The sequence below is a fragment of the Neorhizobium tomejilense genome, from assembly GCF_964254135.1.
Taxonomy (GTDB): domain Bacteria; phylum Pseudomonadota; class Alphaproteobacteria; order Rhizobiales; family Rhizobiaceae; genus Neorhizobium; species Neorhizobium tomejilense.
Window position 1 is genome coordinate 966,167 of sequence record NZ_CAXUSO020000001.1, and the last position, 19,032, is coordinate 985,198.

Annotated in this window: 22 protein-coding genes and 1 tRNA gene; 9 read left to right on the plus strand and 14 right to left on the minus strand. The window is 61.0% G+C overall.

Annotated features, from left to right (window positions below; all coding sequences use genetic code 11):
- Positions 1-24: 24 nt before the first annotated feature.
- Positions 25-540 carry an outer membrane protein assembly factor BamE gene (locus tag ACSQ3G_RS05045; protein WP_105426660.1) on the minus strand — a complete coding sequence of 172 codons (516 nt, stop codon included), beginning with the start codon at positions 538-540 and terminating at the stop codon, positions 25-27.
- 223 nt (positions 541-763) lie between these two features.
- Between ACSQ3G_RS05045 and ACSQ3G_RS05050 the strand changes: the two genes are divergently transcribed.
- The 7 genes from ACSQ3G_RS05050 to ACSQ3G_RS05080 all read left to right on the plus strand — a co-directional run bounded on the left by ACSQ3G_RS05050 (position 764) and on the right by ACSQ3G_RS05080 (position 5,782).
- Complete coding sequence (locus ACSQ3G_RS05050) at positions 764-1,315, plus strand: ubiquinol-cytochrome C chaperone family protein (RefSeq protein ID WP_436109273.1); 552 nt, start codon at positions 764-766, stop codon at positions 1,313-1,315.
- Between the two features lie 6 nt (positions 1,316-1,321).
- On the plus strand, positions 1,322-1,888 hold the full coding sequence (locus ACSQ3G_RS05055; RefSeq protein ID WP_105402975.1) for a YceD family protein: 567 nt from the start codon (positions 1,322-1,324) through the stop codon (positions 1,886-1,888).
- Between the two features lie 153 nt (positions 1,889-2,041).
- Complete coding sequence (gene plsX, locus ACSQ3G_RS05060) at positions 2,042-3,088, plus strand: phosphate acyltransferase PlsX (protein ID WP_436109274.1); 1,047 nt, start codon at positions 2,042-2,044, stop codon at positions 3,086-3,088.
- 20 nt (positions 3,089-3,108) lie between these two features.
- A complete protein-coding gene (locus tag ACSQ3G_RS05065; RefSeq protein ID WP_037080647.1) occupies positions 3,109-4,080 on the plus strand; it encodes a beta-ketoacyl-ACP synthase III in 972 nt (323 codons plus the stop codon).
- Positions 4,081-4,201: 121 nt separating this feature from the next.
- On the plus strand, positions 4,202-4,540 hold the full coding sequence (locus ACSQ3G_RS05070; RefSeq protein ID WP_007770264.1) for an integration host factor subunit alpha: 339 nt from the start codon (positions 4,202-4,204) through the stop codon (positions 4,538-4,540).
- 153 nt (positions 4,541-4,693) lie between these two features.
- Positions 4,694-5,227 carry a MerR family transcriptional regulator gene (locus ACSQ3G_RS05075; protein ID WP_436109275.1) on the plus strand — a complete coding sequence of 178 codons (534 nt, stop codon included), beginning with the start codon at positions 4,694-4,696 and terminating at the stop codon, positions 5,225-5,227.
- Between the two features lie 99 nt (positions 5,228-5,326).
- Positions 5,327-5,782 carry a BA14K family protein gene (locus tag ACSQ3G_RS05080; protein ID WP_436109276.1) on the plus strand — a complete coding sequence of 152 codons (456 nt, stop codon included), beginning with the start codon at positions 5,327-5,329 and terminating at the stop codon, positions 5,780-5,782.
- A 289-nt stretch (positions 5,783-6,071) separates the two neighbouring features.
- On the opposite strand, the gene ACSQ3G_RS05085 is transcribed toward ACSQ3G_RS05080, so the two are convergent.
- The 11 genes from ACSQ3G_RS05085 to ACSQ3G_RS05135 form a co-directional block, all read right to left on the minus strand.
- Positions 6,072-6,470: a hypothetical protein gene (locus ACSQ3G_RS05085; protein ID WP_436109277.1), complete on the minus strand. Its 399-nt coding sequence runs from the start codon at positions 6,468-6,470 to the stop codon at positions 6,072-6,074.
- On the minus strand, positions 6,470-6,847 hold the full coding sequence (locus ACSQ3G_RS05090; RefSeq protein ID WP_436109278.1) for a helix-turn-helix domain-containing protein: 378 nt from the start codon (positions 6,845-6,847) through the stop codon (positions 6,470-6,472). Before ACSQ3G_RS05090 ends, ACSQ3G_RS05085 begins: the two co-directional genes overlap by 1 nt.
- Complete coding sequence (locus tag ACSQ3G_RS05095) at positions 6,831-7,325, minus strand: hypothetical protein (RefSeq protein WP_436109279.1); 495 nt, start codon at positions 7,323-7,325, stop codon at positions 6,831-6,833. Before ACSQ3G_RS05095 ends, ACSQ3G_RS05090 begins: the two co-directional genes overlap by 17 nt.
- Positions 7,326-7,669: 344 nt before the next feature.
- Positions 7,670-7,746: transfer RNA gene (locus tag ACSQ3G_RS05100), tRNA-Pro, on the minus strand.
- Between the two features lie 504 nt (positions 7,747-8,250).
- Entirely contained in the window at positions 8,251-8,439 is a 189-nt protein-coding gene (locus ACSQ3G_RS05105; RefSeq protein ID WP_038585561.1) for a hypothetical protein, read from the minus strand.
- A gap of 104 nt (positions 8,440-8,543) precedes the next feature.
- Positions 8,544-8,693, minus strand: a complete 150-nt coding sequence (locus ACSQ3G_RS05110; protein WP_436109280.1) for a hypothetical protein — start codon at positions 8,691-8,693, stop codon at positions 8,544-8,546.
- A gap of 75 nt (positions 8,694-8,768) precedes the next feature.
- Positions 8,769-9,062 (minus strand): helix-turn-helix domain-containing protein, encoded by a 294-nt coding sequence (locus tag ACSQ3G_RS05115; protein ID WP_172724202.1) that lies wholly within the window; start codon positions 9,060-9,062, stop codon positions 8,769-8,771.
- Positions 9,063-9,093: 31 nt separating this feature from the next.
- The gene (locus ACSQ3G_RS05120) at positions 9,094-10,359 is read right to left on the minus strand and encodes an O-antigen ligase family protein (protein WP_436109281.1); all 1,266 of its coding nucleotides are present in this window, start codon (positions 10,357-10,359) and stop codon (positions 9,094-9,096) included.
- The gene (locus ACSQ3G_RS05125; RefSeq protein ID WP_436109282.1) at positions 10,356-11,909 is read right to left on the minus strand and encodes an undecaprenyl-phosphate glucose phosphotransferase; all 1,554 of its coding nucleotides are present in this window, start codon (positions 11,907-11,909) and stop codon (positions 10,356-10,358) included. The genes ACSQ3G_RS05120 and ACSQ3G_RS05125 overlap by 4 nt, the downstream gene beginning before the upstream one ends.
- Positions 11,910-12,008: 99 nt before the next feature.
- On the minus strand, positions 12,009-13,169 hold the full coding sequence (locus ACSQ3G_RS05130) for a glycosyltransferase family 4 protein (protein WP_436109283.1): 1,161 nt from the start codon (positions 13,167-13,169) through the stop codon (positions 12,009-12,011).
- Between the two features lie 7 nt (positions 13,170-13,176).
- On the minus strand, positions 13,177-13,734 hold the full coding sequence (locus tag ACSQ3G_RS05135) for a polysaccharide biosynthesis/export family protein (RefSeq protein ID WP_172717254.1): 558 nt from the start codon (positions 13,732-13,734) through the stop codon (positions 13,177-13,179).
- Positions 13,735-13,947: 213 nt separating this feature from the next.
- On the opposite strand from ACSQ3G_RS05135, the gene ACSQ3G_RS05140 reads away from it, so the two are divergent.
- On the plus strand, positions 13,948-16,179 hold the full coding sequence (locus ACSQ3G_RS05140; RefSeq protein ID WP_436109284.1) for a GumC family protein: 2,232 nt from the start codon (positions 13,948-13,950) through the stop codon (positions 16,177-16,179).
- Here ACSQ3G_RS05140 and ACSQ3G_RS05145 read toward each other — a convergent pair whose 3' ends face one another.
- Positions 16,180-17,436, minus strand: coding sequence for a GNAT family N-acetyltransferase (locus ACSQ3G_RS05145; protein WP_436109285.1), 1,257 nt, complete (start codon positions 17,434-17,436; stop codon positions 16,180-16,182). It abuts the gene before it with no gap.
- A 119-nt stretch (positions 17,437-17,555) separates the two neighbouring features.
- Positions 17,556-17,768, minus strand: coding sequence for a DUF2842 domain-containing protein (locus ACSQ3G_RS05150; RefSeq protein WP_046667802.1), 213 nt, complete (start codon positions 17,766-17,768; stop codon positions 17,556-17,558).
- Between the two features lie 145 nt (positions 17,769-17,913).
- Between ACSQ3G_RS05150 and ACSQ3G_RS05155 the strand changes: the two genes are divergently transcribed.
- The gene (locus ACSQ3G_RS05155; RefSeq protein ID WP_436109286.1) at positions 17,914-19,014 is read left to right on the plus strand and encodes a COX15/CtaA family protein; all 1,101 of its coding nucleotides are present in this window, start codon (positions 17,914-17,916) and stop codon (positions 19,012-19,014) included.
- Positions 19,015-19,032 lie beyond the last annotated feature (18 nt).

The following is a 19,032-nucleotide window of genomic DNA, read 5'->3' on the forward strand; positions in this document are numbered from 1 at the left end:
GGGCTTTTTTTTCGTTCGAGGTGCTTACCTGCCGAAGTTCGACAGGATGCTGCGGGCTGCTGCCCCACCGGCACCGGAACCGCCTGAAAGCAGCTGCTGCAGGAAGGTGAGGTCGCGGCCGCCGGTCGGCGTCGTGCGCGAGATCGTGTCGAACACCTTGCCATCCTGCATCGCATAGTTGGCGCGGCGTGCGACGACGCCGTCCTTGTCGAAATAGATGGCGAGCACCGTCTGATCGACGATCTTCGGCTTCATGAAAGCCGCAGCGCGCGTGCGTTTCTGCGAGATGTAATAGAACACCTCGGTATCGAAGGTTGCCGTCGTCGAGGGTGTGCCCATCGTCAGCAGCACCTGCTCGCGGCTCGACCCGACCGGAATAAGCTCCAGCGACTTCTGGTCGACCACGTAGCCGTTATACATGGTGTCGCCGATCTGCATGGACGTGCAACCCGAGACAGCGATGGATGCGACGACCATTGCCATCGCGGTTTTACTCAAGAATGTCATCTCGTATCCGAAAACCCGCTTGTTCAACGGCATCCCCCAAACTCAACCTGCCCCTGCTGACCCTACCATTGTGGCTATTCAGGGACATAAGATCGATCCCGACCTGTTGTTAAGGCCGCGAAGATCCCACCCCGTTCGCTGATCCGGCGGAACGGCATTGCAATTCGTGCATGCTTCGGTAAACCAGCTTTCGTTTCCATGCAACATGGCCGGTGGCAGGCCAGGGCGTTCCTGGAGGCAAATAACGGGAATTCAGATGATCTTCGGCCTTTTCAAGAAGAAAAACCAGAACCAGGCGATAGTTGACCGCCAATATTCGACCTTGACGTCGTTGGCGCGCGTTCCGTTCTTCTATAGCGATCTTGACGTACCGGACACGGTCATGGGCCGTTTCGAGATGCTTTCGATCGTCATGATCCTGTTTTTCAGGCGCACCGCAAAGTCCGATTCGAGTGGTCAGGAACTGGCTCAGGAGATCGTTGACGCGTTTTTTCAGGATATCGACCATTCGATCCGCGAACTCGGCATTGGCGATCAGAGCGTGCCGAAGCGCATGAAAAAGCTGGCCGGCATGTTCTATGGTCGGGTGGAGACCTATGCGGCCGCGCTCGAAGACAAGGACGGCGAGGCGCTTGCCGCAGCCCTTAGCCGGAATATCTATCCGAAGACGGAGGATGGGCCTGGGATGCGAGGGCTGGCGGACTGGATGATTGTTGCGGAGACGGCGCTCGCCGGCATTCCCGAAGATGAGATTTCGCGCGGCCACGCGGTTCTGCCCCTGCCGGGTCCGCTGCCGCGAGAAGAGTGAGGTTTGATGAAGAACGATAGTGGCGCAGGCGAAAAGCCTCCCTTTTCCTATCCCGTCAAGGTCGGGAATATTTCCGCGAATGCGGTGACGGTGAAGCTCGAAGCCGATGCGCGCGAACTCGAGGGCCTGGCAAAGCTGTGGCAGGTCGTTTCGGTCGGGTCGCTGAAAGCGGAACTGCAGATCGCCCGGTGGAAGAAGGACGGCGTGCGTCTCAAGGGGCGCGTGAAGGCTGATATCGTCCAGTCCTCCGTCGTCACGCTCGAACCCGTCGCATCGAAGATAGACGAAGAGTTTGAGCAGATCTTCGTGCCTGAAGGATCGAAGCTCGCTCGGATCGTCACCAGCGATACCGCGGAGATGGTGATCGATCCCGATGGCCCCGATCTTCCCGAAATGTTTATCGGCGACACGATCGATGTCGGCGAAGTGGTGGCCGAGTTCGCGGCACTTGCGATCGATGCCTATCCGCGCGAACCGGGCGCAGAGTTTGCCGATCACCTGGAAACCGATGCGGATGAAAAGTCCGGGCGCCCCAATCCCTTTGCCGTCCTCAAGGACTGGAAAAAGGATTGAGGACGGGTTGTAAGCGACAGCAAAAACTATATTTTGGCCACGAATTCGCCGGCACGGCCCCGCATGAGGAGCGAAGGGCCGTTGGAGACGTTAGGACTGGCGCATGGTCCCCCCACAGGGTATGCGTTCGGCGAAGATAAGGATCAGGGACGAGTGATCAGAATTTCTATCGATGCCATGGGCGGCGATTTTGGTCCCGAGGTCGTCATTGCCGGTGCTGCCAAGGCACTGGAACGCCACCCGGATGTGACCTTCCTCATCTATGGCCTGAAGGCTGAGTGCGAGCCGGTTCTCGCGAAATATCCGAAGCTGCGGGACAAGTCCGTCTTCTACGAATGCGAACTTGCTGTCAGCATGGAGGAGAAGCCGAGTGCAGCGCTTCGCCGCGGCCGTTATATCTCCACCATGTGGCGTTCGATCGAGGCGGTAAAGCTCGGCGAGGCCGAGGTCGTGGTTTCCGCCGGCAATACCGGCGCCCTGATGGCGATGGCGAAGTTCTGTCTGCGCACCATGGCCAACATCGAACGCCCGGCGATCGCCGGCATCTGGCCGACCCTCAAGGGCGAAAGCATCGTGCTTGATATCGGCGCGACGATCGGTGCCGACGCCCAGCAGCTCCTCGATTTTGCGATCATGGGCGGTGCTATGGCACGCTCACTTTTCGAAGTAGATAGGCCGACCGTCGGGCTTCTGAACGTCGGCGTCGAAGAGGTGAAGGGCCAGGAAGAGGTCAAGGAGGCCGGGCGGCTGATCCGCGAGGCTAACCTGCCGACGATCGCCTATCACGGTTTCGTCGAGGGCGACGACATCGGCAAGGGCACCGTCGATGTGGTGGTGACCGAGGGCTTTACCGGCAATATCGCGCTGAAGGCGGCGGAGGGCACGGCCCGGCAGATCGCCACGCTCCTGCGCGAATCGATGTCGCGCACGCTGCTGGCCAGGATCGGTTATCTTCTCGCCAAGCCCGCCTTCGACAGGCTGCGCGAGAAGATGGACCCGAACAAGGTCAATGGCGGCGTGTTCCTGGGCTTGAACGGCATCGTCATCAAGAGCCATGGCAGTGCCAATGCCGACGGTTTTGCTGCCGCGATCGATGTCGGTTATGACATGGCACGCAACGATCTCAACGCGAAGATCCGGCAGGATCTCGCAATTTACCATGCGCGTCGCCAGCCGCCGGCTGGCCCCGAAGCGGCATGACGACAGGATGTGAGTTAAGAATGATCCGTTCAGTGGTTCGCGGTTACGGGGCAGCGCTCCCGAAGCGGGTAGTGACCAATCGCGAGTTGGAAGACATCGTCGAGACCTCCGACGAATGGATCGTGCAGCGCACGGGCATCCGTCAGCGTTATCTCGCCGGCGAGGGCGAGACGACCGCGTCTCTCGGCGAGCAGGCGGCGCGTGCGGCCCTCGAAAACGCCGGGCTGACGCCGGATGACATCGATCTCGTGCTGGTCGCGACCTCGACGCCCGACAACACCTTTCCCGCGACCGCCGTCAATATCCAGAACCGGCTGGGCATGACCCATGGCTACGCCTTCGACTTGCAGGCGGTCTGCACCGGCTTCGTTTATGCGATGGCGACCGCCGACCTGCACATTCGCGGCGGCATGGCGAAGCGTGTCCTCGTGATCGGCGCCGAGACCTTTTCCCGCATCCTCGACTGGAAGGACCGCACCACCTGCGTGCTTTTCGGCGACGGCGCAGGCGCGCTGGTGCTCGAAGCGGCGGAAGGCGAGGGGACGATCGCCGATCGCGGCGTGCTGACCGCGCACCTGCGTTCCGACGGTTCCCACAAGGACAAGCTCTACGTCGATGGCGGCCCGTCTAGCACGGGCACGGTCGGGCACCTGCGCATGGAGGGCCGCGAGGTCTTCAAACATGCGGTCGGCATGATCACCGACGTCATCGACAGCGCGTTCGCGGCGACCGGCACGACGGCGGACGATCTCGACTGGCTGGTGCCGCACCAGGCCAATCGCCGCATCATCGACGGGTCGGCGAAGAAACTCGGCATTCCTTTGGAAAAGGTCGTCGTGACGGTCGATCTGCATGGTAATACCTCGGCTGCATCGATTCCTTTGGCACTTTCGGTTGCCGCCTCCGACGGGCGCATCAAGAAGGGCGATCTGGTGATGCTCGAAGCCATGGGCGGCGGTTTTACGTGGGGCGCATTGCTGGTCCGCTGGTAGGGCGGCAACGATCGGCCGAAACGTAAATAAGCGATTGAGCACAGGTGCTTGACCCTCGCGCTCAAGCAAAATACTCTCTATCGGCTTTGATAAGATCAATTTCGAAAATTGGGCGGGGATCATGGCCGGCAAGACAGTAACACGCGCGGATCTGGCGGAATCGGTTTTCCGCAAGGTCGGACTTTCGCGGACGGAATCGGCCGAGCTCGTTGAGACGGTCATTGACGAAATATGCAATGCGATCGTCCGGGGCGAGGTGGTCAAGCTTTCCTCCTTCGCAACCTTCCAGGTGCGCTCCAAGAACGAGCGCATCGGCCGCAATCCGAAGACCGGCGAGGAAGTGCCGATCTCTCCGCGCCGGGTGATGACGTTCAAGGCCTCCAACGTGCTAAAGAGCCGTATCCTCAAGGCGCATACGGCGCGCAAGGCGAAACTGAAGCCGGCAAGCCCGGTGGCGTGAAGTCCGCGACCTTTCCGCAATCCTGTGAACATGCTTGAATCTCTCGGCTTAAACCGTTGAGATATGTCCGATTCGGCGCATAATTCGCCCATGTATCGGAGGCTATGAGTCTGCCCTTGGGGCATGGGCAGCCTGCCGTTTGGAGTATGAACTTTGGAGAAGAGCCCGGACGCCTTTCGTACGATCAGCGAGGTCGCCGACGACCTCGACCTGCCGCAGCATGTGCTGCGCTTCTGGGAAACGCGTTTTCCGCAGATCCGGCCGATGAAGCGCGGCGGCGGGCGGCGTTATTACCGGCCCGAGGACGTCGATCTCCTGAAGGGCATCCGCCACCTGCTCTACGATCACGGTTACACCATTAAGGGCGTGCAGAAGCTCCTGAAGACGAACGGCAACAAGTTCGTCTCTGCGATTGCCTCAGGCGATCTCGCCACGATGGAAGCAATCATGGCGGCAAATAGCGAAAAGCAGGCCGAGCCGAAGATCAGCACGGCCGAAGAGGATCAGATCGTCGGCCGCCCCAAGGTGAAGCCGAGCGGTCGCTTTTTCGGGTTTGGCTCCTCGCACGAGGACGACATGGAAGTGTCGATCGGCAAGTCCAGCATCGGCAAGGAAGACCGTGCCTTGCTGCAGGAAGCGCTCTTCGACCTTTTGGAATGCAAGCGCCTCTTGGATCAGGTTCGCTAACTCAACGCACGCCAACGTTAAGCAAAATTTACCATTCACCTCTGGTTCAGGAGAAATGGAGGATCATTTCTTCATAAGGAAAATCAGAGGAGGTGAATTATGAAAAAAAAGCTCGCCGTCGCCATTCTGTCCCTGATTACGGCTTTTAGCGGCGTCGCTCCCGCCCAGGCGTTTCCGTCGATCAGCGCACCGCGCATCGAGAGATCTCAGGATATCCAGCAGGTGCAATATTATTGGCGCGACCGTGACCGCTGGGAAGGGCGTCGTTATTACCGCGACCGCTATTATGGCGATCGGCATTACCGCCGCCACCGCCGTGGCCCGGATGCCGGTGCGATCATCGGGGGGCTTGCACTTGGCGCGATCATCGGCGGAGCGCTGGCCCAGCCGCGCTACACACCGAGATACGCACCGCGCTACTACCCGCCTCGGCGTTATGTCGGCGGCAATTCGCACGTGAACTGGTGCTACGCCCGCTACCGGTCCTACAGGGCCTATGACAACACGTTCCAGCCCTATTACGGCCCGCGCCAGCAGTGCTATTCGCCCTACTGATATCCGTCGTGGAACCGGATGAAAACCTTAAGCCCGCCCTGCCAATCCGGTGGGGTGGGTAGATCGCATGGGGAAGTCCCGGTTCTGCGTCCTTGCGCAACTTCTTCCATTGCGCCTTCAGGCCCGAATGTGTGACCGGATGGGCGTCTAACGCGGAGGTCAGTCATAGCGCGTCTCCTTACGCCTGTTCCCTCGGCCTCCCACTTTCACCAAACTTGCCCGCTCCGGCGGGCTTCTTTTTGGGCTCCATTGATTTATGGCCGAGCCGCCCGGAGGGCGATGAGATTCCTCAGGGAACCTTGCCGACAAAGATTTTCCCCGCAAACTGATCGCCTATGATCCGCCCCTGAGCAGTCGTGACTTTCAGTTGCACATTAATGAAGCCGATCTCGTCAACGTGAATCACCGCCGGCCCAGCATGGATGGTTGAAATCATTCCTGCAAATGCGACTTCTATCGTTCCGTTAAAGCTGGCGGCAGTCCTGACCGAATCCTGTGGCGAAAAAAAAGATATCTCAAACTGGTGTTTACCCACCGGTAGCTCGCGTACCCGAGCCCATGCCGCCACGTGGATTGGGCCGGGGATATGAGTCGCCATAATGACGTCTCCCGGGTAGACACCGATCAGCAGCTGCTTTCCGTTGACCTCCGTGCGGATTAAATCACAAAATACAACATCGATTTGCATTAGCCGAATGCCTTCCTAAGCATGGCGAGATCGGGCACCGCAGATTGTTGCTGACTAGCCCCCTGCCACCCTGCCAAAGCGACTACGTTTACACGAGTTTCGTCGGCTGCCTGGACCTGCTCCTCTTCGTTCAGCTCTATTTCAAACCTAATTTTGCTATTCATCGCCCACGTAAGTTCTGCCAAGCTTTTTAGTGTGAGATTGTTGAAGCCAGATAGGCAACGGTTGACGCGCGAGCGGTCGACTTCAAGCCGTTGGGCTATCTCATTTTGTGTGAGGCCACGCAGATTGACCGTGCGCTGCAGCTTCTTTCCGACCTCGGCGACAAGGTCAGCGACGGCTTCGTCCTTTGGATCAAGCTCAAATAGAAAAGACATGGCGAATGCTCGCTCCTTCGATGTACTTGGGCGGATCAAGATTGATACTGGCACGCGCCGCGGAGACTGCGTTTCGATATCCGGAAGATAAACCCGAGATAGTGTGTACGCGCTCCATGGTGTCTGCGGCCACTGCGATAAAAACTGATGGTCTGTAGAACCAGCCAAAGAAGCGTAAATCGGCGCTCCTTAGCTCATACACGTCGTGCTCCATGGGCCGCATGAGACGAAATTCTTCTCCCTCCGACAAAGCCTCTCCTGCAATAAACATCTTAAATAGACCGCGCGCTTGGAGCTCCGGGGAGATATCCGTTGGTTCAAAAGCCACAAGTTCTTTCAGCTCTTTTCGGATCCAGTTTTCCACCGCCGGCATTACCCAAAGGGACCGTCTCTCCCGATCCGGCAAGGCAATCCGGATTCTGACTCTCTTAAGGACGCCGGCCGTTTCTAATTCTTCTAATGTTGCCATATAAGTCAACAAGCAATCGTTAACAAGGGGGAGGAACACAACGTATCATCGCAATGCTCTAGCAGTGTCAACCCTACGACTGTTAAAGTAAACGGCAGGGTAGAATGCCTCGCGGCGGAACGTCCTCGTGCCGAACTCTCCGCCGATCCCGCGTTAATAGCTTCAAGATTGCTTTAGCAGGCTGGGGGCGCGCGTTTCTAGCGCGAACGGCGGACATTTTGGAATGACGTTCGGGACTTTTCCGGGATTTGATGCCTCGAACTTCGCATTTTGAGCGGCTTTTGTTCCGTTTTTTCCCCTCCGGGGAAGAACGTCAAATCATCCGATTTTGACTGAGATTTCAAGGGGATAATTGGTCGGGGCGGCCGGATTTGAACCGACGACCCCTTGACCCCCAGTCAAGTGCGCTACCGGGCTGCGCTACGCCCCGACCTGCTCAATGAGCATGTTTTCCCTAGTCGCTCCGCTATCGCGGCGCAAGCTCAAAATCCCTCGATCGGAAGAAAAAGAGGATGGCCGGCATAAGAGTGCGCCGATGAACACAAAAGCCGGGTCCCGAGTTCGGGCGCGGCTTTCGGGGGCAATGGACCAATCAGCCTCGGCGATAGGTCAGATTTCGGGACAGCCGCGGCGGTTTGCGAAAGTGATGCGGTCCGGTCCGTTGCGCGTGAAGCCCTCGACGGTGACGCTGCGGCTCGTCACGCGGACGACCTGGGCGTCGCGAAAGCCTTCGTCGCGGGCAGCGGCACGGGCCTCGCCGGGGCTGCAGCCGCGGCTAACCGCTCGGGCGGCAATTGGTTCCTGGAGGCCAAATACAAGGGGATTGCAGAGGTTCCTGCGGAAGGTAATTTTAGATGTAGAACGAAGCTACGCATGCTGGAAACTTCGGCTTGAAGGCGGGCTAAAAGATTAGCTGCGGTATCTATGCGAATGCTTAGCGAAAACGCGGCGCCCGGCTTGCATTCATCAAAAGTTCCTGCTGGGACGCAAAGGGTCCGAGAAGTTTCAGAAGGCGGGTTTCTTCCTCGTGATCGATACGATAGCGCTTTGCGAACTCGGCAACGCTCCAGACTTTCTTCAAGCCTTTACTGTCGATATCCTCGAGATTCATATGCGTAGACATAAGTATCCCCTTTTCTTGTTTGTCTGAACCTAAATCCGCCGAGCAAATTTTGTTCCGGACAACTCTGAGCTTCTATCGTTAATAATGTATCCTCTAACGAACCCTCACTTCTCTTGGGCTTTAATACCATTCTGGCCGATGCCGAGCTCGACGCCTTTCGGCTTGGTCTCTTCGCGATTGACGTAAAAACCGACGCCGACGAAGGCGACAGGTAAAGTGCCGTTAATGAGATAGAGATTGTTGGCGCGCGTCACTCACAACCGCTCGCGTGTTGTCAAGCAGCCGGGAAATGCGTGAAATCTCAAAGAGTTCCCGCGTCGCGGCAAATATCAGTCGTCGTTTGCGGCGTTGAGGTTCTGGGGGCGGATTCCCTCGTCATGAAACTGCTGACGCAGCCTCAACCCCGGCCCGGCGCCGGCATCGTCCTGTCCGGCACCGAGGAACAACACGCCCTTCGACTCGAAGATCGAACGGAGCCGATCGGTGACACCGGCATTTGCGAAGACCTGGGAGGCTTCGGCCTCTTCGATGGCGGATTTGGAAAGCCCGGATGCGGCGGCGAGTTCCTCCACCGTCATTCCTGTCATCGCGCGTGCAGCGCGGAGTTGAGAGACCGTCAGCATTCTAGAAAATCTGGAGCGCCAGGCGGCAAAGTCAAGCGGTCCTGCGCGCGGGTGGTCGCCGCTGCGACCGGATGAAGCGGTGTTCCAGCGCCATGCAGCCCCAGACGATGCCGAGCAGGAGGTAGAAATGCCGCCAGTGGTCGGTGTCGATGACGTTGCCGATGATTGCATGGCCCAATATCATCACCCAGGCGACCATCAGATAGGCCTGCCACGGGCGTTCGCGCAGCATGTAGCGGAAGCCGAACCACAGCGTCGACCAGATCATGATCTGATAGGTGATCGCGCCGAGCCAGCCATAGGTGGTCAGCGTCTTCAGCCAGATATTGTGCTCGTCCTCGCCAAAGATCTTGCCAAAGGCCATCGGGCCTAGCCCGAGCGGCCGTTCCATGGCCATCAGGAAGCCGATCTTGTGGCGCTCGAAACGGCCAAGCCGGGCTCCGTCATAGTCCTGCACCAGCTTGGCGCGGTTCGTGAACAGGTCGGAGACCTGCGGGAACTGCAGCGCGATCGCAAGGGCGAGGACAAGGAAGATCGCGGCTCCGCCCGCGATCGCCAGGATCTTGAACCGGAAGGCGGTCGTGCGTTCCTTGAGGAGCATGACGATCACCAAAGCGATGCCGGCAAATATGAGAAGGCCCCAGGCGGCGCGCGAGAAGGAGAGGAAGATGCCGAGCGCCAGGACAAGGATGCCGGCGATCAGCAGCGGCGCCTTCATCAGCGGTCCGGTGAGCAACCGGTAGAGAAGGTAGAGGAGGGGGGCGACGAGATAGGGACCGAAGACGTTCGGGTCCTGGAAGGCGCCCATGGCGCGATTGTAGCGGGTGAACACATGCGAGCCCGGAAAGGCGTTGAAATAGCCGAGAACGCCGAGCAGTGAGGTGATGATTGCCGCCGCCACCCAGGCCTTGAAGATCAGGTTGAGGCGCCGGTGGTCGTTCTCGATGATCGCCGCGTAAAACACCGAACTCAGGGCCAGGAAGGTGGAGACGGCGAAATACATCGGCGCCCCGCTCATGTCCTTCATGATGAACATCGAGAACAGGCCGCTCATGTTGAACGTCAGCAGCATCACGAGAAGCGGCGCGACGGTACGCGATATCTTCAGGCCGAGCAGGAACCAGATGCCGATCTGGATCACCATGATCAGTTCGTAAGGGGCAGGCTCGGAAATGACGAAGCCGGACAGGAAGACGCCAAAGGCGATCAGGCCGGAACCGGCCAGCTTCATAGCGGCAAGGCGGCTGTCGAAACCCGTTGGGTGGCTGCCTGGCCGGCTATAGTCGAGCGTGCTCAATAGGCGTTGTCCGTGTTGAGAAGCCGGATCGGCGTCAGGAACAGGATCTTGAGATCGAAGAGCAGCGACCAGTTCTCGATATAGTCGAGGTCGTAGGCCGTGCGGGCACGGATCTTCTCGTCGCTGTCGAGTTCGCCGCGCAAGCCATTGATCTGCGCCCAGCCGGTGACGCCCGGCTTGACGCGGTGGCGGGCGAAATAGCTCTCGACCACGTCGACATATTTGCGCGTTCCCGTCTGGGCGAGCACCGCATGCGGGCGGGGGCCAACGAGCGAAAGCTGGCCGCGCAGCACGTTGAACAGCTGCGGCAGTTCGTCGATCGAGGATTTGCGCAGGAATCGGCCGACCGGGGTGACGCGCGGGTCACCCTTGGTGACGGCCTTGACTGCCGTCTGGTCGCCGAGGTCGGTGTACATCGAACGGAACTTCAGGACGTCGATGATTTCGTTGTTGAAGCCGTGGCGCTTCTGGCGGAACAGGATCGGCCCCTTCGAGGTCGCCTTCACGGCAATTGCCGCGGCCAGCATGATCGGCCAGGTAAGGAGGAGGCCGACCACCGAAAAGACGATGTCGAAGACGCGCTTGGCGACCGAGTCCCAGTCGCGGATCGGCTTGTCGAAAATGTCGAACATCGGCACGGCGCCCACATGCGAATAGGAGCGGGGGCGGAAACGCAGGCGATTGGCGTGGGCGGCAAGGCGGATATCGACCGGCAGCACCCAGAGCTTGCGAAGCAGCTGCAGGATGCGGGCCTCGGCGGTCGCCGGCAGCGCTATGATCAGCATGTCGATGCGGGCGAGGCGGGCGAATTCGATGAGTTCCGCGAAGGTCCCGAGCTTCGGATAGCCGGCAACGACGGTCGGCGAACGTTCGCTGTTGCGGTCGTCGAAAATGCCGCAGATGCGGATGTCGTTGTCGGGTTGCTGTTCGAGCTGGCGGACGAGCTGTTTCGCCGGCTCACCGCCGCCGACGATGATGGCGCGGCGTTCCATCACGCCGTTGCGACCCCAGTGACGGATGGCAAAGGCCGTGAGCTGCCGTTCGAGGAACAGGAAAGAGGCGCCGGTGACCAACCAGGCGAAAAGGCCGGCAAGCGGATAGGGCTTGGGTTCGACCAGATAGAGGGTCGATGCGGTCAGCAGGAAACCGATCGTCCAGCCGACGAAGACCCGCTTGGCGGCGCGCGAGGCGCCGCGCAGCGACGGGATCTGATAGGTGTCGGCCACCTGCAGAAGCAGGACCGTGAGTGTCGAGCCCCAGGCGATAAGCGCGAAACGGGCGAGAAAGGCGCTAAGATCGATCGGCGCGAAAAGCGCCCCGACACCAAGTCCGATCGCGAGCATGGCCACGAGCTCGAACAGCCGGAACAGGCCGATCAGCATCGTCGGCGAATAGCTGTCGTTGCGGAACTGCTCGGCGATCTGGCGGGCAAACGGATTGAGCACCGTGGCGTTCGCCGGATCGTGCTTTTCGTCGGCTGCACGGAGTTCCGAAACCTTCTTGCGAAGGCTTTCGACATCGAACTGCTCGGACTTGTTCGGCTGGTTCATGGACCGATCCCTTTGGTCTTCCGGGCCCGGCGGCGTTAGAAGCCCCGGCGACACTGGAAGCAATGGGAAACGCTTACCAAAAAGAGGTGAAGGAAGCCTTTAGCCGCGCCCCGGATCCGGCTTCGAACCTGTCAGGTCTTGATACAGGCCGAGCATCTCGCGGGCCATGACCGAGGCGGAAAACACCGCCTTGAAGGCTTCCGGTTTCGGCATCACCGCATCCTGCCAGCCGGGCGTCGTGACCGCTTGCGTCATGACGCAGGCGAGGTCCGCGGCGTCGCCGGGAATGGCAAGGGCTTCACTGGTGTCGCCGAGCACTTCCGGAATGCCGCCGACCCGCGAGGCGATCACCGGCTTGCCGGCCGCCAGCGCCTCGAGCACGATATAGGGCATCGCCTCGGCACGGGAGGGGACGACGACGATCTTCGCCATGGCGAACGCGTCGCGCGCCGGCATGGCCGGCTTCATCTGGATGCGGCGGCCAAGCCCGCGCTCGGCCATCATCGCCTCGTAGCGGTCGCGATCCGGGCCATCGCCGACCATCAGGGCCGAAAGCGGATGACCGACCGCCCTTTCGGTGCGGGCGAAGGCGTCGATGAAGACGTCCGGTCCCTTGAGGTCGCGCAGCATGCCGATATAGAGGAAATGCGGTGCCGCAGGGTCGGTGGCAATCGGCTCGAACTCGGCATCCTTGATGCCGTTGTAGATCACCCGCGACACCTTGCGCGGCTTGCCGACCTTGGCCTCGTAGGTGTGCCGCTCGTAGTCGCAGACGAAGACGAGAGCGTCGCCGAAATGCTCCTGGAAACGTTCCAGCCGCAGCACGGCCTGGCCGGAAAGGCTCGACCGGCTGAAATGCAGGCTGCCGCCATGCGGCGAATAGAGGCGGGCTACGCGATACCTGTTGACCCGCAGGGCTGAGCCGATCAGCCGGGCAATGGCGCCACCCTTGGCGCCGTGCCCGTGCAAGATGTCCGGCTGCAAGCTCTTGATATGTTTGTAACTCCTGTAGATGGCCGCGAAATCGGAAGGGGCGATCGCGCGGCGCATCGGAATGCGGGTGAGGCCGAGCGAAAGCAGCGGCCTTATGCTGTCGAACAGCCGGTCCTCATGCGCTCCACCGGTCGAACTGTCGCACAGGATACCGACCTCGTGGCCGGCCGCCCGATGCTCCTCGACGAGATCGCGCACATGGCGGAAGATTCCGCCGACGGGCGACCTGAAGCAGTGCAGTATCCGCAAGGGAGGGCTCTCCGCCATGGACCGGTCAGAACAGCCGCTCGCGGACGTAGATCGTGTCGCCGGCAAGCACCGTGGAAGAGATGACGGTGCGGCCGGTGATCACCTGGCCGTTGATCTTGCGGGTGACGTCGACATCGCGCTGGTTGCCGCGGGAGGTGAAGCCGCCGGCGATCGCGATCGCGTTCTGGGCGGTCATCCCCGGCACGTAGGAATATTGCCCGGGCCGGCCGACTTCGCCCATGACGAAGACGGGACGATAGCGGTCGATCTCGGCGGTAACGTCCGGATCGCGCAGGTAACCCTGCTTGAGGCGGGAAGCGATCGAGCCTTCCAGCGCCGGCAGCGTCTGGCCGCGGGCAGCCACCTGGCCGATCAGCGGGAAGGCGATGTAACCGGCCTGGTCGACCGTATAGGTATTGGTGAGGCCGGGCTGCTCGAAGACGCTGACGCGCAGCCGGTCGCCGCTATCCAGCCTGTACGGCTGCATGGCTGCCTGCTGGAAGCTTTTCGGGGCGGGCGCGTAGCTCGTGCAGCCGGCAAGCGCCGTCGCAGCGAGGGCTAACGCCAGCACCTGTTTGGCCATCACGCGTTTGAAGGGGGCGAAGGACATTTCCGCGGTCGAGGCTCCGGCTGTTCATACCATCTGTCCCCGTTATCGATCCGTTAGGGTTAATGCCCGGTAAAGAGGCCGGGAATTTGGGGATTTTCTTGGGGTACCACCGCTGTACTTGGCCATTAACCCTCGCGTTACCATGATCCTTTACTCTTCGCCGAAACCGATCAGTTGGAGCGTATCATGTCAGGCGTAAACGGTGGCAATCAGGACGTGGACATCGACCTCGGGCGGGTCATATCGGCGGTCTGGGAACGCAAGGGCAGGATATTGGGCGCGACGGTCGTCGCGGCAGCGCTGGCCCTTGTCGGTACCACCCTGATGAAGCCAAGCTACAAGGGCGAGACGCGGCTCCTGATCGAATCCCGCTCGCCCAACCTGTCGGGAGGGGACGCGGCCGCACAGGCCAACGACCCGCTGCTGGACTCGCTCAACATCACCAGCCAGGCGCAGCTGCTGCAATCGACCGACCTGATCAAGCGCGTTGCCCGCGACCTCAACCTCGCCAGGCTCAAGGAATTCGATCCGACCGCGCAGTCCCTCCTGCCCGATCCACTGGTCCTGATCGGCCTGAAGCAGGATCCGATGTCGCTCGACCCGGAAGACCGGGTGATCCAGGAATTCCGCGAGAAGCTGGATGTCTATGCGGTCGAGAATTCGCGCGTCATCGCCATCGAGTTCTCCTCGCGCGATCCGAAGCTTGCCGCCGACATCCCGAACAGGATGGCGGAGGTCTATCTCCAGCTCCAGAGCGGCGCCAAGCTCGACACTCATTCCGAGACCGCCAAATGGCTGGAGCCGGAAATCGCCAACCTGACCAGCAAGGTCAAGGAGGCTGAAAAGAAGGTCGCGGATTACCGCTCCTCCAACGGCCTGTTCCAGACCACCGAGACCAACAGCTTCTCGACCCAGCAGCTCAACGACATCTCGACCGAACTTGCCCGCATCCGCGGCGAGCGGGCGAATGCCGAGGCGCGTGCCGAAAACGTCCGCACCGCCCTGAAGGCCGGCCGTGCTTCCGACACGCTGAGCGATGTCGTCGGTTCGCAGGTCATTCAGCGGCTGAAGGAGGCGGAGGCCAACCTTCAGGCACAGATCTCCGACTCCTCGACCTCGCTGCTCGAAGGCCATCCGCGGCTGAAAGGCCTGCGCGGCCAGCTTTCCGGCATCCGCCAGCAGATCGAGAGCGAAACCAAGAAAATCCTCGCGAGCCTTCAAAACGAAGCCGAGATGTCGCGCATCCGCGAGCGCCAGTTGATGGGCCAGCTCAACGGCTTGAAGGCGGATTCCGCCAAGACGGGCGAAGAAGAAGTGGGCCTGCGCGCGCTGGAACGCGAGGCCGCCGCCCAGCGCCAGCTGCTCGAAACCTATCTCGCCCGTTACCGCGAGGCGACCTCCCGCCTCGAGGGCAATTCGAGCCCGGCCGACGCGCGCGTCGTCTCGAAAGCCGTCGAACCGTCGGAACCCTATTTCCCGAAGATCATCCCGATCGTCATTGTCGTATCGCTCGCCACCTTCATTTTCGGCTGCCTGATCGTCATCGTCAGCGAACTCTTCTCTGGCCGTGCCCTGCGTCCGTCCAGCGTTAGAGAGATCGATGACGAGATTGTGCCGGCAGCTAGCGCATCCGCGCCCGCCGCTGCGGCCGCTCCCCTGCCGGTCCACCAGATGCAGGCCGAGGCCGCCCGTTTCGACCGGCCGGAACCGGCCCGCGAAAGCGCGAAGAACGCGGCAGCGCTCGCCTATGCCAAGATCGCCGAACAGTCGCTGGCCGAAAAGGAGAGCGAAGCGGAGGAAGCCGTAGCGGAGGTCGACGATAGCGGCTTCACCATCGGCTCGGTCGCGCATTATCTGCAGCGCCACGACGTGCCAGTCGCGATCGCCATTTCACCGGGTGGTGACGAGGGTTCGACAGCGACCGTCATGCTCGCCCGCGAGATTGCCGAGAGCGGCCGCACCGTCGTGCTGGTCGACATGACCGGTTCCGCCGCCCCGACACAGATGATGGTGGAAAATCCGAAACTGCCCGGCATTACCGACCTTCTCTGCGGCGAAACCGCCTTCGGCGACGCGATCCATCCGGATCGGCTTTCCGACGCGCATATCATTCCGCACGGCGCTTCCGATCCGGCGCGTGCCATGCGCGGCGTGGATCGCCTGTCGATGGTCATCGACGCGCTGGCGGATGCCTATGACCTGGTGCTGATCGAATGCGGCCCGGCTGAGATCGCCGGCATTTCTCGCCTGACCCGCAACGCCATGGCGGAGATCGTCCTGTCGGTGCCGGGCTTCAAGGATGAGGAAGTCGCCGAACTGGTGACGGATTTCGAGGCGGCCGGTTACAGCAACCTGCTGGTCATGGCGCAGACCGCCGGCCGGCATTCGCCACGTCCCGGCAAACGCCGCGCCGCCTGACTATTCGGCTGACGGTTCTGCGTCGGAGGCGGGGGCTTCCGACGTTTTCGGGCATCGGCGGGACCGCCAGCGTTGCACCATCGCATAGAGGTGAGGGCTGCGCTTGACCGCCGCCTTCGCCTTGGTCACTCCGATCAGGAACGGCCGCATCACCGAACCCTTCCAGGTCAGCGGCAGCAACATATCGTGCTGCACCGTTTCCTGGGTGCACCAGTTACGCTTGTAGGGCTGGTCGCCGACGCCGAAATCGAACACCGACGCGCCTTCCCGGCAGGACTGCTCGATCATCAGCCAGAACAGCAACTCGCCGGGGCTCGCCTCCGGGCAGATCGTCTCGTCGATCGAGCTGAACTGGCAGATGACATGATCGCCCTTGCGCGACAGGCCGGCAATCGCCGCGATATGCCCCTCGTGCTCGCCGCGCAGCCGGATGGCATGCAGCATCAGCGGCGTATCGGTTCCCCTGGCCGGGACATCCATGAGGCGGTGGAAGAAATCCTGGATGCCTGGCAGCTGGAAGACGTCCGGCAGGCCGAACAGTCTCAGACGCTCGCCTTTCTGGCGGAAAAAGATATCGATCAGGGCATGTTTTTCGGCGGGGTCCGTCGGGATGAAATGGTCATAACCGCCGATCGCCTCGATCTTGCGGCTCTGCGAGCGGAACTTCTTGCGGCGGCTTTTCGCGTTGAGCTGCGCCAGCGTCGCCTCGAAATTCTGAAAGAGCGGCAACTGGAAGGAATGGTTCTGGTTTTCGATCGAAGCAAATGCGGACAGCGGATGTCGCATGCCCCGCCAGACGAGCGGGATATTGTCGAGAACGACCAGATCCGCCTTGTCGGAGAGGGCGAGCCTCAGGCCATAGGCGAAATTCTGCAGTTCTTCCGCATCGGGTGCGGCGAGCTCGGCATCGAAGAGACCGGTATTGACGTTGTTGAACCGGTGACCGAGCAGGCGGGCGATCCGGGCGCGGCGTTCCGACACGATTTCGAGCGGCAGGATGAAAAGCGTGCGGCCATCGACAACGCCCTGGATAATCGCAAGTTCGCTGCGATGCGCTTGAACCCAGGCGAGACACCAGTCGAAACCCTGATGCAGGGAGTTTTTGCCAAGCCCTTCGAGCCGCCGCCACTCGGCCTCGACGGATTCGAGATCGTCGGTCGAAACGAGCGATAGCTCGGCGAGCCGGACGGTTTTCTGACCCTTCGGCGCGTCGAGCATGTCCTCGACCTGATCTTCGTGGTGGATCTTCCGCTGCATGGCTTTGCCCGCTGATGCCGTTTGGCCGGCAACATAGGGGGAGGGCACCAAAATTCGGTTTACCGGCGGCCTCACGCCCCGCGAAACCGTTGCCGCTGGTTAACCGATGGTAAAGCCGGTTATCCCTTGGGCTTCGGTCCTGCCATCCATTTGATGATCAGCATGGCCGGCAGGATCCAGAGGAGGCCGCTGATCAGGAAGTAGAGGAAATGCACCCACCATGGCGAAGTGGCAAGCAGCAGCGTCGCGAAGGTCGTCGCGGCAAGCGCATAGAAGATCACCAGAACGATGATCAGGATGGTGCCGATGAAACTTCTCAAACGCGGGACCAAAACGTCTTCTCCTATCCGCGACCGCATGCCGCAAAGCGCCGGGGCTTGTTTTGCATGGGTTGATGGGGCAAAGCAACGCGAAATGCTTGATGGATGCATGGCCGTGCACCAGCGTCCTTTTGGCTTGAGCGACAGGAGCATACCCATGTCGGCAACCGATGCTGTGATCATCGATGTCCTGAACCACACCAAGCGCCGCGAGCGCGACCGCAAGGCCGTGCGTATCTGGCTCGGCGTCGTGGTTTTCACGCTGTTCTGTCTGGTCCTGGTCGGCGGCGCGACGCGGCTTACCGATTCCGGCCTGTCGATCACCGAATGGAAGCCGATCCACGGCGTCATCCCACCGCTGTCGGCTGCGGAATGGGACGAGGAATTCCGCCTCTACCAGCGGATTCCGCAATATCAGGAAATCAACAAGGACATGACGGTCGACCAGTTCAAGTCGATCTTCTGGTGGGAATGGGCGCACCGTTTCCTCGCCCGCTCGATCGGCCTGGTCTTCGCCCTGCCGCTGATGTTCTTCTGGCTCACCGGTCGCATCGAAAAGCGCCTGCGGGGTCCGCTGGTCGGCCTTCTCGCGCTTGGCGGTTTCCAGGGGTTCATCGGCTGGTGGATGGTATCTTCCGGCCTCACCAAACTGGTCAGCGTCTCGCAATACCGGCTCGCGACGCACCTCGTCATCGCCTGTCTGATCTTCGGCGCCTGCATCTGGATCATGCGCGGGCTGGCGCCGCATAGCCGCGACCTTCCGCCGACGGCAAGATCCAAATGGGCAGCCGGCGGGATCGCCTTCCTGGTCCTCTTCCAGATCTATCTCGGTGCGCTGGTGGCGGGGCTGGATGCCGGCCTTTCCTACAACACCTGGCCGCTAATGGACGGCGCCCTGGTCCCGGCCGACCTCTTCGTCCAGCAGCCCTGGTGGATCAATCTGTTCGAGAACCCGAAGACGGTACAGTTCGTGCACCGCTGCGGCGCCTATGTTCTGTGGGCCGCCACTCTCGTGCACATGATCGTCTCTCTCCGGCTGGCCCCCGGCTCGACCCATGCCCGCCGCTCCGTCCTGCTGTTCGGGCTGGTGACGCTACAGGCCGTCATCGGCATCTCGACGCTCGTCATGCAGGTGCCGCTCGATCTGGCGCTGACGCACCAGGCCGCCGCCCTGATCGTGCTCGGCTTTGCCGTCGCCCATTGGCGCGGTTTCGTCGGCGAATATCCGCCGGAGACGGCGATCGTCACGCAGAGCTGATCTGCCCGTACATTGACA